Annotated in this window: 10 protein-coding genes; 2 read left to right on the top strand and 8 right to left on the bottom strand. The window is 69.1% G+C overall.

The window, feature by feature from the left end:
- Positions 1–150: 150 nt before the first annotated feature.
- Together EAS64_RS41780 and EAS64_RS41775 are read right to left on the bottom strand one after the other, a co-directional pair.
- The gene (locus tag EAS64_RS41780; RefSeq protein ID WP_145862267.1) at positions 151–4,323 is read right to left on the bottom strand and encodes a DNA polymerase III subunit alpha; all 4,173 of its coding nucleotides are present in this window, start codon (positions 4,321–4,323) and stop codon (positions 151–153) included.
- Positions 4,323–4,604, bottom strand: coding sequence for a DUF6504 family protein (locus EAS64_RS41775; RefSeq protein ID WP_145862266.1), 282 nt, complete (start codon positions 4,602–4,604; stop codon positions 4,323–4,325). The genes EAS64_RS41780 and EAS64_RS41775 overlap by 1 nt, the downstream gene beginning before the upstream one ends.
- A gap of 291 nt (positions 4,605–4,895) precedes the next feature.
- Here EAS64_RS41775 and EAS64_RS41770 point away from each other — a divergent pair, with 291 nt between their 5' ends.
- Positions 4,896–6,107 (top strand): epoxide hydrolase family protein, encoded by a 1,212-nt coding sequence (locus EAS64_RS41770; RefSeq protein ID WP_145862265.1) that lies wholly within the window; start codon positions 4,896–4,898, stop codon positions 6,105–6,107.
- Positions 6,108–6,480: 373 nt separating this feature from the next.
- Here the strand turns inward: EAS64_RS41770 and glyA are convergent, their stop codons facing one another.
- Positions 6,481–7,746, bottom strand: a complete 1,266-nt coding sequence (gene glyA / locus EAS64_RS41765) for a serine hydroxymethyltransferase (protein WP_145862264.1) — start codon at positions 7,744–7,746, stop codon at positions 6,481–6,483.
- A gap of 112 nt (positions 7,747–7,858) precedes the next feature.
- On the opposite strand from glyA, the gene EAS64_RS41760 reads away from it, so the two are divergent.
- Positions 7,859–8,788 (top strand): nucleoside hydrolase, encoded by a 930-nt coding sequence (locus EAS64_RS41760; RefSeq protein ID WP_145862263.1) that lies wholly within the window; start codon positions 7,859–7,861, stop codon positions 8,786–8,788.
- 9 nt (positions 8,789–8,797) lie between these two features.
- Here EAS64_RS41760 and EAS64_RS41755 read toward each other — a convergent pair whose 3' ends face one another.
- The 5 genes from EAS64_RS41755 to EAS64_RS41735 all read right to left on the bottom strand — a co-directional run bounded on the left by EAS64_RS41755 (position 8,798) and on the right by EAS64_RS41735 (position 12,653).
- On the bottom strand, positions 8,798–9,517 hold the full coding sequence (locus EAS64_RS41755) for an ATP-binding protein (RefSeq protein WP_145862262.1): 720 nt from the start codon (positions 9,515–9,517) through the stop codon (positions 8,798–8,800).
- Positions 9,518–10,253: 736 nt separating this feature from the next.
- Positions 10,254–10,451 (bottom strand): DUF397 domain-containing protein, encoded by a 198-nt coding sequence (locus EAS64_RS41750; protein WP_145862261.1) that lies wholly within the window; start codon positions 10,449–10,451, stop codon positions 10,254–10,256.
- 10 nt (positions 10,452–10,461) lie between these two features.
- Complete coding sequence (locus EAS64_RS41745) at positions 10,462–11,316, bottom strand: helix-turn-helix domain-containing protein (protein ID WP_187366554.1); 855 nt, start codon at positions 11,314–11,316, stop codon at positions 10,462–10,464.
- A gap of 228 nt (positions 11,317–11,544) precedes the next feature.
- A complete protein-coding gene (locus EAS64_RS41740; RefSeq protein WP_222850018.1) occupies positions 11,545–11,829 on the bottom strand; it encodes a DUF397 domain-containing protein in 285 nt (94 codons plus the stop codon).
- Positions 11,826–12,653, bottom strand: a complete 828-nt coding sequence (locus tag EAS64_RS41735) for an SAM-dependent methyltransferase (RefSeq protein WP_145862259.1) — start codon at positions 12,651–12,653, stop codon at positions 11,826–11,828. The genes EAS64_RS41740 and EAS64_RS41735 overlap by 4 nt, the downstream gene beginning before the upstream one ends.
- Positions 12,654–12,661: the final 8 nt, after the last annotated feature.

Raw genomic sequence — 12,661 nt, 5'->3', positions numbered from 1 at the left:
GTCGCGGCGCGGCTTTGCTCAGCCGGTGACCACTTTTCTCCGCTTTGCTTAGCTGGTGACCACTTTTGTGACCGTTATGACCGGAATGCGTGGTCGCCGGGTAAGCAGAGATGATGGAGGCGTCGCAGCCGGAGCGAGTCCGCACGTGCACTAATCCGGGGTGGCGGTGCTGCCGGGGCTGGCGTGCCAGAGGGTGCGGGGCGGGCGCTTGATGCTGCCGCCCGGGGAGCCGGTCTCGGCGTAGGGGGAAAGGACGAAGCCGTTGCCGAAGACGACCGGGCGGGCGGGGGCGCCTGGGTCACCGTCTGCCGCGGTGGCGGCGGCCTGGGCGGCGGGGACCGGGACCCGGCGGCCTGTCCGGCCGGCGGAGCCGGGACCTGTCCGGCCCGCTTGGCCGGATCGACCCGCTTGGCCTGGGTCCGACGGGCCGGTTAGGTGAGCGCCTGGGCCCACGTCGCCGGCGGCCATCGCGGCGCGGACAGCCGTCATGCCACTGGCGATCCTGATCTCCTCCAAGGCGGGGAGGTCCCAGCATTCGGCCCCGTTGACGGTGACGGCCATCGGGCCGGCGCCTGCCCGGCGGACCCGGCCGCGAACGAGCAGCAGCCAGGAGCCGAAGAGCCTGGCCGCGCAGCGGTCCTGCACCGACTCGAAGAACGCCAGGTCCACCAGGCCCACCGCGTCGTCGAGCGAGGCGAAGATGATCCGCTGGCCAGAGCGGACCGCCGGCGTCTGGGTCGCCACCTTGGCGCCGGCGACCAGGATCGTCTCACCGTTCTCCCGGTCCGCGAGCCGCGCCGAGCGGACCACGCCCAGCTCCGCGAGGAGGGTGTCGTAGAAGGTCAGCACGTGCTGGCTGACGTCGAAGCCGAGGATCTCGAGTTCGGCCGCCACGCGTTCCTGCTGGTCGAGCTCCCTGAGCTCGCCGGCGGGTACGAGGTCCGCCATTCCGTCGGCCAGCTCGGCGTCGACGGCCCCGGCGCCGGCGCTGGTGAACAGGTCCAGGGTGACGGAACCGGTCCGGGCCGGCGGGGACTGCCTGGCGAGCACGCCCACCCGCGCGAGCAGGTCGCGCCGGGACGGGCGGAGCGGAGGCTGAGGCGGCAGCACGCCGGCGAAACGCGGGATGTCAGGGGAACGCGGGATGTCAGGGGAAAGCTGGGGGGCCCGGCGGGGCGTGCTTGGCGAGGAGGGCGGCATTAGCACGTTGGGCGCGTCCGCCGGGATGGCGGCGTAGAGCGAGTCGAAGGCGCCGATGAGGACCAGGCGTTCCGCTACGGGGCGGGAGACGCGGGCGCGGTTCCAGAAGTCACGCAGGCTGACATACGGCTGGCCGGAGACGATGCGGGCGATCTCGGCGTCGCTGATGCCCTTGATCTCGCGAAGAGAGCAGCGGATCGCCTGGGGAGAGGCGGCTTCCTCCTGCTGCGGCTTACCTGGCGGATTGCCCTCAGTGGCACTGTGTCCGCCCGGGAGGTAACCGCGGAGTGCCTGGAGGGGGCCGGAGGTCTCTAGCCTGCGGCGGGCCGGCGGGCTCGGCGGAGATTGCGGGCGGGAGATGGAGTTGACTGAACCCGTTCGGGATGACGGGTTTGGTTCTTCGCCTTTCGGGGGGTACAGGCCATCGGAGCCTGGGGTCCCCCCGGGGGGCACTGTGTCCCCCCGGGAGGCAACTGTCCAGTCGGCGGCGGAGAAGTTGACGTCTACCGGGAGGACATGGACGCCGGACAGGCGGGCGTCGGCGATGATGACGCGCTTGGGGTACATGCCTGGGTCGTGGGTGAGCACGCCCGCGAAGAAGGCGGCCGGATAGTGGTGCTTGAGCCACGCCGACTGGTAGACGGGGATCGCGAACGCGGCGGCGTGCGCCTTGCAGAAACCGAAGCCGCCGAACGCCGCGACCACCTGCCAGACGCGCTCCACCGTCACCGGGTCGAAGCCCCGTGCCAGGGACTGCGCGCGGAACCACGGTGCGGTGCGGTCCGGGCCGCCCTCGGTGGACAGGTGGCGGCGGACCAGGTCCGCTTCGGCCAGGCCGCAGTCGGTCATCACGTCGATGATCCGCAGCACCTGCTCGTGGAAGACCACCACTCCCCCGGTCTCCCGCAGCGCCTTCTCCAGCTTCTCGTGCGGGTAGCGGGGCTCGGCGAGGCCGTGCCTGGTGCGCAGGAACGGGCCGATCATGTCGGAGTTGACCGGGCCTGGCCGGAACAGCGAGATGTCGACGATCAGGTCACCGACGTCGCGCGGCGCCAGCTTCTTCACCAGCTCGCGCTGGCCTGGTGACTCGATCTGGAAGCAGCCGATCGTGTCCGACCGCTGGATCATCGCGTAGGTGGGCTTGTCGTCGCGGGCGATCGCGTCGATGTCGACCCTTTCTTCGGTGGTGCGGCGGATCTCGGTGAGCGTGTGCGCCATCGCGGACTGCATGCGGACGCCGAGCACGTCGAGCTTGATCACCCCGGCGATCTCCGCGTCGTCCTTGTCGAGCTGGCTGAGCGGGAAGCCTTCGGCGCTTTCCTGGACGGCGGTGCGGTTCAGCAGTGACCGGTCGGAAAGCAGCACGCCGCACGGGTGCATGGCGACGTGCCGCGGCAGGCCGTCGAGCTGTTCGGCCAGCTTGAAAATCGTTGCTAGCTGATCTTGGTTGAGCCTTGACCTCCGGAGTTCCGGCAGCTCGGTCAGGGCCGCAGAAATGTGCTTGGCGCGGATGTGCGGGAAGGACTTGGCGATCGCGCCGATCTCGTCGGGCGGCAGCGACATCGCGGCGGCCACGTCCCTGATCGCGCTGCGCGCCCGGTAGGTCTCCATCATGCTGACGCAGGCGGTGCGCTCCTTCCCGTAGCGGTCGAAGATGATGCGGTACGCGTCGAGGCGGCGGGCCGACTCCACGTCCAGGTCGATGTCGGGCAGCGTGCTCCTGATCGGTGACAGGAAGCGCTCCATCAGCAGGTCGTGCTCGAGCGGGTCGATCGCGCTGATGCCGAGCAGGTGGTTGACGAAGCTGCCCGCACCCGAGCCCCTGATCGCGCAGCGGATGCCGGCCTGCCTGATCCGGTCCGCCACGTCGGCCACGGTAAGGAAGTAGCCGGCCATGCCTGTCTTGGCAATGATGTCGAGCTCATGCTCGAGCCTTTCACGGGCGTTATGCGCCGCCCGGATCCTGCTGATGCCGCGCGGGCGGCCGTCGGGCCTCGCCGTGCGGTACTGGCCGTGCAGGATCGCGTACTCGCACCGGTCGCGCAGTTCCTGGTACTGATCGTGCGCGCTGCCCATGATTTCCGGCAGGTGGTGGGCGCCGACCCCGAGGTCACGGGCCGGGTCGAGCACGCAGCGGTCGGCCAGTTCCGCGGTCTCGCCGAGCAGCAGCGTGGCGGCGCTCGCGGTGCCCGGACCGGTCATCGCGCCGGCGACGCGGCTGGCGATGACGGTCATGTCGTCCGGGCCGGCGAGGTAGGCGCGGCCGTTGTGCGGGACCAGCCTCGGCGAGCCGAGCGGTACCAGGTGCCGCGCCGCGTCGAGCACCTGGGCGGCCAGGCTGTCCACCGGGTCCAGGTAGCGGACCGCGTTGGTGAGCACGGCTTTTGTTCTGCTGTCGCGGGCGAGTTCGGCCATCCTGGCGGCACGGAACGTGGACTTGTGGTCCAGGTGATCGACGATCTCCACGACGGGGGTGACGCCGAGGTGGCGCCAGCGGTCGAGTCGCTGCCTTGCCAGGTCCTGACGGCGGGCGGCGACCGCCTGGCCGACGTCGCTCGACGGGCCGAGCAGCACGACAAGGCCGTCGGCGTACTCCGCGATCAGTTCCTTGGTGACCGCGGGGACGTCATCGTCGGCCGCGCGGAGCTCGCGATCCGCCTCCGCCGCCGTCCAGGCATGGGCGGCGGAGACGAGGCGGCACAGCGAGGCCCAGCCTGCCTGGCCGGCCGCGAGCAGCGTCACCCGGCCGGGCGGGCCTTGCTGGCTTCGCTTGCCTTGCTGGCGTGGCTGGGCTTGCTGGGCTTGCTGGGCTTGCTGGCGGCTTCTGCGCTCCGGCGTGGTCGTTTTGGCGGGCACCAACGCGAGGTCGGCGCCGAGCAGTGCCTTGATGCCGACGTCGGCGCAGGCTTGGACGTGCTTGAACGCGCCGTAGAGGCCGTCGCGGTCGGTAAGCGCGAGGGCCGGCATGCCGAGGTCCGCCGCCCTGGCGGCAAGCGCGCGCGGGGTCGCCGTGCCGTAGCGCAGCGAGAACGACGACGCGACGTGCAGGTGGGTGAACTCCGTGCGGGCTCCGGGTGCTCCGGGTGCTCTGGGTGTTCCGGGTGCTCCGGGTGGCGCCGGCATCAGTCGTCGATCCTGCGCAGCGTCCAGGTGCCCGCGGCGATGTCCCTGCGGAGCTCATAGATCCCAGTCGGCTGGTCCTGGCCTGGCGACGCCTCCACCCGCCAGAACTCAAGCTCCGGGTGCGCGGGGACCGGGACGGACTCTCGCCACCAGGCACGGTTGACTATCCAGTGCTCCTGGACCGCGCGCACGGCATAGAGCCGTCCGCGCCAGGCGAACCGGACTGGCCTCCCGTCCTGCCTCGTGTGGACCTCGACCGGATCGCCGTACACCCTGCCCATAGCCGTCCTGCACTTCCGCACGTAACGCCACCGGCACCGCGTGGCGTGACTCGCGCGGGGCCGGCCGCCCGGGGGAAGACGGGCGTAACCATGTATTCGCCCGACCCGGCGAACCCAACAATGTGATCGAATATAAGTTCACTCGAACAGACAGTCAAATATCACCGGTAACGCTGGCAACTTTGACGCACAGTAATCGCCGACTGTATGGGTTGAATCTGGGACATATCGGGCACTGTCTCGCGTTGTCATCGCTGCTTCACGCGTCCGCTTCGGGTTAGGATGCGGATCATGCCGGACGTCTCGCCACGCCCAGAACCGTTCACCGAGCGGGCCGCGCCCGCGGACCTTGACGATCTCCGCGCCCGGCTGCGCGGGACGCGCTTGCCGGACGCGCCGCGGGACGCCGGGTGGTCGCTCGGGACAGACCTCGGCTACCTCCGCGAGCTCGTCGCCTACTGGGCGGACGATTTCGACTGGCAGGCGCAGGAGGAGGCGCTCTTCCGGTTCCCGCGCTTCCGTGTCCGGCTGGGCGACTCGCTGATCCATTTCGCGCACGTCCGGGCGGCCGCTCCGCCCGACCCGGTGCTGCCGCTTGTGCTCAGCCACGGCTGGCCCGACTCGTTCTGGCGGTACGCGAAGGTCATCCCGCTGCTCACCGACCCGGCCGCGCATGGCGGCGACCCCGCCGACGCGTTCGACGTGGTCGTGCCGGACATGCCTGGCTACGGGTACTCAGGCAGGCCTGCTGGCGCGCCGCTCGACTCCGTCGCGGCGGCCGGCCTGTGGGCCTCGCTCATGAGCGTGCTCGGCTACCGGCGGTTCGGCGCAGCGGGCGGCGACATCGGCAGCCACGTGAGCCGCTACCTGGGGCTCGACTACCCCGACCGAGTAGTGGCCGTCCACCGCACCGACGCGGGTGTGCCGTTCTTCGCCGGCGACCCGGCCTCGCTGAGTCCGCAGGAGCGGGCTTGGCTCTCGAGCATGGCGTCATGGAGCGCGGCGGAGGGCAGCTACTCCGCGATGCACCGGACGAAGCCGCAGACCGCCGCGTTCGGGCTCACTGACTCGCCGGCCGGGCTTGCCGCCTGGATCGTGGAGAAGCTGCGGGCGTGGAGCGACTGCGGCGGCGACGTGGAGCGTTCTTTCACTAGGGATGAGATCCTCACGAACGTCACGATCTACTGGCTCACCGGGACCATCGGGTCCTCGATGCGGATGTATCACGCGAATGCCGTGATCCCGCCGTCACAGCTGGCCAGGCGGGTCGAGGTGCCGTCGGGGTTCGCGCTGTTCCCCGGCGACATCGGCCAGCCGCCGCGCGCTTGGCTGGAACGGGTGGCGAACGTGGTGCGGGTGACGGAGATGCCGCGCGGCGGTCACTTCGCGCCGTTCGAGGAACCAGAGCTGTACGCGCAGGAGCTACGGGACTTCTTCCGGCCGTACCGGGCGCTGGCGACGGGGTTACACGGCTTCCCGGCGTGGCTGATGGAGCTTTTCTGACCGCCCGGCCGGAGCCATCGGGGTCAGCAGCGTCACTGTGATCACGTGTTCGCCACGGAACCCTCTATGCCACTTTAATTCGAACATGATCACGGAACATTTGATTATCACGGAACTTTTCTACCGAAATCGGGGAGTTTTCTTCCGTCAGGATCCGATGTTCCGTGATCATGCGTCTTGTATGCGGCTTATGACTGATATGCCGGAACTCGGCGGCCTTCGGGCAAAGGGCGGGGCGGCGTTTGGGGCGGGGTGGCCGTGGATTGGCTGGTGCGGGGCGGATGGGGTTCGGACGCGCGCAGTCGGACGACGATCGGGTTCATCGGCGGCCGACTGCGCGCGGAGAACCTCACCGCCCCGCAACCCCCTGCAGCTAGTCGGACCAGCCGGGGATGGGGTAGGCGGAGAGGAGGTCGCGGATCTCGGCGGCTATGCGGTCGAGTGGGGCCTCGTCGTCCTTGGCGGCGGCGGTGATGGCCTCGTCCATCCAGGCGGCCAGCTGGGGCATGTGCACCTCGGTTAGGCCGCGGGTGGTGAGCGCGGGGGTGCCGAGGCGGATGCCTGAGGGGTCGAAGGGCTTGCGCTGGTCGTACGGGACGGTGTTGAAGTTGAGCTCCATGCCGGCCCGGTCGAGTGCCTTGGCGGCTGGCTTGCCAGCGATGCCCTTGGAGGCGAGGTCTACGAGCAGCAGGTGGTTGTCGGTGCCGCCGGAAACCAGGTCGTAGCCGCGCTCCTGGAGCGCGGCTGCCAGGGCGATGGCGTTCTTGACCACCTGGGCGGCGTAGTCGCGGAACGACGGCTGTGCCGCCTCGCGCAGCGCGACGGCGATGCCGGCCGTGGTGTGGTTGTGCGGACCGCCCTGCAGACCGGGGAAGACGGCCTTGTCGATCGCTGACGCGTGCTCGGCGTCGGTCATGATCATCGCGCCGCGCGGGCCGCGCAGCGTCTTGTGGGTGGTCGTGGTGATCACCGGGGCGTGGCCGACAGGGGACGGGTGCGCGCCGCCGGCAATCAGGCCGGCGATGTGCGCGATGTCCGCGGCCAGGACGGCGCCGACCTCCTTGGCGATCGCGGCGAAACCGGGGAAGTCCACGGTGCGGGGCAGCGCGGTGCCGCCGCAGAAGATGATCTTGGGGCGCTCGCGGAGCGCGATGTCGCGGACCTCGTCCAGGTCGATGCGGCCGGTGTCGCGGCGCACGCCATACTGCACGGGGCGCAGCCACTTGCCGCCGATCGTCGGGGCCGCGCCGTGGGTCAGGTGGCCGCCCATGGGCAGCGAGAGGCCCATGACCGTGTCACCTGGCTTGGCGAAGGCCAGGTAGACGGCCAGGTTGGCGGGCGAGCCCGAATACGGCTGCACGTTCGCGTGCTCCGCGCCGAACAGCGACTTGGCGCGTTCGATGGCGATCGTCTCGAGCGGGTCGATGAGCTGCTGACCCTCGTAGTAGCGCCGGCCCGGGTAGCCCTCGGAGTACTTGTTCGTCAGCACCGTCCCGACTGCCTCAAGGACAGCGAGCGATACATAGTTCTCCGACGGGATCATCCGGAACTTGTCGTGCTGGCGGCGGGCCTCGTCGTGGATCAGGCCCGCGATCTCCGGGTCTTCCGCGTCGATGTGCGGGATTGGCGGCTGGTGCATCAGGGTGGACCTCCTCGTGCAAGAGGCTATCAACCTGCTCGCGGACGGCGGGAAGCGGTTTTCCCCCGGCGAACGAACCGGCGGGTGCGGCTGGTGTGATTGGCTCAGCAGCATGAGCATCCCCATCATCCTCGACTGCGACCCCGGCATCGACGACGCGCTCGCGATCTCCTTCGCGGCCGGCTCACCCGAGATCGAGCTGGCCGGCATCACCACCGTGGCGGGCAACGTGCCGCTGGCCAAGACCACGGCGAACGCGCTCGCCGTGGCGGCGTTCGCGGGCCTGCCCGACGTGCCGGTGACACCAGGGTGCGCGGCGCCGCTGCTGCGCCCGGCGCTGCACGCGGACCACGTGCACGGCGAGTCGGGGCTCGGCGGCGCGGCGCTGCCCGCGCCGCGGCGGTCCGCGGAAAGCGGGCACGCCATCGACTTCATCATCGACACCGTCGCCGCCGCGCGAGGCGAGATCACGCTGGTCGCGACCGGGCCGCTGACCAACATCGGGCTGGCGCTGCGCCGCGAGCCGCGGCTGGCGAGCTGGGTGCGGGACTTCGTGATCATGGGCGGTTCCGCCTCGCGCGGCAACGTCACCCCCGCCGCCGAGTTCAACATCTGGGCCGACCCCGAGGCGGCGGCCGTCGTCTTCGGCGCGGGATGGTCGGTGCGGATGATCGGGCTCGATGTCACGCTGCTCGCCCGGGCCACCGCCGCCATCCAGGAGCGGATGAGCTCGCTCGGGTCGCTCGGGTCCACGCTGCTGCTGCCCGCGCTCGCGCAGTACCGGGACGCGGACGACGAAACGGGCGAGCCGCCGGTGCACGACGTGTGCGCGATCGTCTCCATCGCGGACCCGTCGGTGTTCGAGTACACGCCCGCCCAGGTCGCGGTGGAGACGCACGGCGCGCTCACGTCGGGGATGACGGTAACCGACTTCTCGGCGTCGGCCGCGCACAACGCGCGGGTGGCCACCGCGATCAACGCGGAACGTTTCTGGCGCACCGTGCTCAGCGCGTACGGCAGTCTTCCTGTCGCGCAGTCCTAACCGGGGTCGTTAGGCTCCGGTGCTTGTCGCGCCGGCCAGGAGAAAGGGATCCGCGGAGGCGACGATCGACTCGTGCGCCTGGACGGCCTGCTCACCCACCTCGACCAGGTCGCTGTAGCTCCACTGCTGCTGCGAGACGCCCGGTGCGCGCAGCCACGCGCCGGCGGACCTGCACCAGACCGTCAGGCCGCTCGCGATCGACAGCACCGCCATGTCGGCGCCCACGTCGTCGGCCCGCACCAGCTTGCCGCCGAACCCGCGGCTGCTCAGGTCATGCTCGAGTTCCGTCATCGCGTCGCCGGCCGTGACCGGGCGCATCCGGCCGGCACTCCCGCCGGCCAGCGGTGCGGGCAGCGAGAACCAAACCGCCTTGCCGGGCGCGCCGGAACCGGACAGCCGGGACCTGGTCAGGTGGTGGCCCCAGTGGCCGCCGGACAGTTCGTGCACGACCTCGAGGCCGCGGCCGCTCATCGCGTCGGCCGGGGCCCGGCGGACGGAGCGGCCGGGCACGTTGCCATGCGCCCAGCTGGGAAGAGTGTCGAATACCTTGCAGACCAGTTCCACCCGCATTCCGGTGCCGCGCAGGTAAAGCCACACCTCGGGATTGGCGCCATGCGGATGGCGCTTGCTGGCGTGCAGGGTATTGGCGGCCAGCTCGCTGACCATCGTCACCCCGTCGTCAACGGTGTCCCTGTCGAGGGCTAGTTCGCCCGCTACCCGCCGGAACAAACGGCGCGCGATGCCCGCGCAAGTCGGATCCCCCGGGAGAACCCACGCACCGCAGGCACGCATTTGCACCATCCGCAACCCGTCATCCATATCGGTGCCTCCGGCCTAGCCACCGTCACGCCGTTCAGAGCCCCCGTCGGCCAGACCGACGGGCCCCCTCTTGTCCGGTCTCTGATTCCGAATCTGTGAAGCACAGGTTCGGATTGTCATGTGCGTCATTTTCACATTACTCTGCGAGGCATCGATAAGGAAGCGGAACCGATCGATTACTTAGCGCAGATAGCCCTCGCTTCAATCGGGGCAAAACACGACATTTTGCCGTGCGGAAAGAATGAGCCGGCACAATTACCTAAGGCGAGAATGTGCCGTTACGTAGGCGGAATGCGTTTTGACGTTAAGACGATCGCGAGTGACGGGCCGACGGCCAGTCAATTCGAATATGTTGTCGGCCCGAGACCCAGGCCACGCGGGCTGGCTGACCCGCTATATCCCCACTGGTCACCATCTTCCCCGGGCTCGCAAGAATGTGCAATTACGTCATGCGCAACCGATTGCTAACCCTGGCCTTGGCCTTTCCTGCTATGCCGAGATAGATTCGCGGATGGCGGCTGAGTGCAGCGACCGCGCGCGGCCGCCTGGGCTCATGGAGACAGGGCTCATGCGCGAAACACGAAGGTCCCCCGGGAGGCACCCCAGGGGACCTTCGTGCCGTGCGTTACGCATCCGGCACATTCGCCTAGATGTCGTAGCGCCCCCCCTGCACGTCAGAAAGAAATCGGGCGAACGCCGCCCGGTCGACGACGTGCGCGCCGCCTTCCGGACGCTTGCTGTCGCGGATAGCGGCAATGCCTGGCAGGTTGGCGGCGACCTCGACGCAGCCACCGTTAAGCGCGCTCGCATTCGCCTTCCGCCAGATCGCCAGAGACAGGTCCATCACTGGTCAGTCACTCCATTCTCTTCGCGAGTGTTTCGAGGTACACCGTGGTGTCCCCGGGTTCGAGCGCCGCGTCGCACGCGCGCTCGAACGCCTGGATGTAACTGCGCACCGCCGCGGGCGCGCTCACCTCTTCGACGGAATAGTCGGTCTCCACGAACACGATGGGCGGCTCGCCTGCCGGGAAGCTGAAGATGTTGACCATGGAGAAGATGCCGGTCGGCGGCCCGTCGTCGAATCGCTGTATGCGCAGCTCGACGTTGCGCCGCCTGCTCATGGCCGCCAGGTGCTCGATCTGCTCCCTGCGGTCGGTGTGCATTCCCCACCGGTAGCGCAGCGAGGCCTCGGTGATCACCGCGGACAGCACAGGCGCGCCTTCGGTGCGTTCCAGGATCTCCTGCCTGCGCAGCCGGGCCTCGACGGACTTGCGCCGCCAGGCCGGCGGGCGGGCACTGGCGCCCGACTTGAACTGGGCCTCCATGTAGGCCTCTGTCTGGAGCAGGCCCGGCACCACCAGCGGCATGTAGACCTGGATGGTCGCCGCGTCGTTCTCATAGCCAGGGAATTCGTTATCGAAGATCTCGCCGTATTCCCGCCACCAGGGACGAACCCGGCTGCGAACCGCGAGTTCCTCGATCTCTTCCCGTTCGCCGCCCTCGACCTCGTAGATACGGATGAGGTCGCGGATGTCGCTCATCTCGGGGCGCTTCCACTGATTAGCCTCGAAACGCCCGACCTTGCCGCGGCCCCAGTTGAGGATGTCGCAAACGTGGTTGGCTGTATAGCCAGTGCTGTTGCGCAGCTCGGTCAGCAGCTGGGACAGGCGTCGTTTCGCGACGGTCGCGCCATAGGCGTCATCGCTCATCGATGCCTCCTCCGAAATGCGGAACATTGTCCCTTTGCAGGCATTTTCGCGTGCTTGGCGGCCTCATGGCACACATATCCAAGCTCGCAGATGTGAGCTTACTCAAATTGCGAATCACAAATCAAGCGGTTCTGAAGCGTTTTCAGGTTTTCCCGGGGGTCCGCCCGGCCGATGGGTGGGCCCGGCCGGGCTAGCGAGTAAACCGGCTTGCCTAACAGCACCCGAGACCTAGCAGCGCGGGCCGCCTGGCTCGCCGACCGCAGCGTCATTGAACTCGCCTTTTCTCGCTCCGTCGATGAAGCAGTCCCATTCGTTCCTGTCGAATACCAGGATCCGCCCGACCGGGTCGCCTGCCACCCGCAGCAGCACCCAGTCGCCGCGGTTCCACCGCTGGCTGACCGGAAAGGCGACCTCGATCGATCCCGCCGCGTCGCCGGACCGGTCCCAGGCCAGCGCGGCCGGGTCGATGTCCAGCTCGGCCAGCGTCGGCTTGCCGGTGTCCTGCACCGTCACGGCACCCTCGCGACCGCACAGTACAGCCAGCGGGAGCCGTCGCTGTCGGCGAGCTGCACGTCCTCTGCGCCCCATAGTCCACTGTAGGTCAGCGCGGGCTGCGCTCCCTTGTAGGGCGGCTGCACGTCGAGCCCGTCGAAGAACCTCGCGATCTCCGCCTTCGAGCGGAAGTGCATCTGCTCGGTGGCGTGGTCGAACACGCGGCGGAACGCGTCCACCGCCACCGGCGGCTTCGCGTCGTCGGTGAGGTGCGACAGGGCCAGGCAGCTGCCGGGTCCCACCGCGCTCACGTAGCGCCTGACCAGGCCGTGCGGATCGGACTCGTCCGCGACGAACATCAGGACCGCGGTCATCAGCAGCCCGGTCGGCTCGGCCGGGTCGATGAACTCGCGCACCACCGGGTGCCCGAGGATCGCGTCAGGATCGCGCAGGTCCGCGCAGATCACGCCGACCTGGCGGGCCGCGCTGCCGAGTATCTCCCTGCTGTGCAGCTCGACGAGCGGGTCGTTGTCGACGTACACGACACGGGCATCGCGGTGGATCTTCCTGACCACCTCGTGCGTGTTTCCCACGGTCGGCAGCCCCGAGCCAAGGTCGAGGAACTGCCTGATCCCGCGCTTGGCGATCCAGGTCGCCGAGCGCTGGTGGAACCCGCGGTTGGACCAGGCGCAGTCCCTGATCTCCGGCACCGAGCGCAGAATGCGCTCCGCAGCGTCGGCATCGACGTCACAGTGATGCGTGCCGCGCAGCATGTAGTCGTAGATCCGCGCCGGGGACGGCTTCGTGACATCAAGGCCGTCCGGCTGGCGCAGGGCCTTGGTCATTCAAGGGC

Source organism: Trebonia kvetii, assembly GCF_007827045.1.
Classification (GTDB): Bacteria; Actinomycetota; Actinomycetes; order Streptosporangiales; family Streptosporangiaceae; genus Trebonia; species Trebonia kvetii.
The sequence above is the reverse complement of the archived record's forward strand: the minus strand, read 5'-3'. Positions and strand labels throughout refer to the sequence as shown.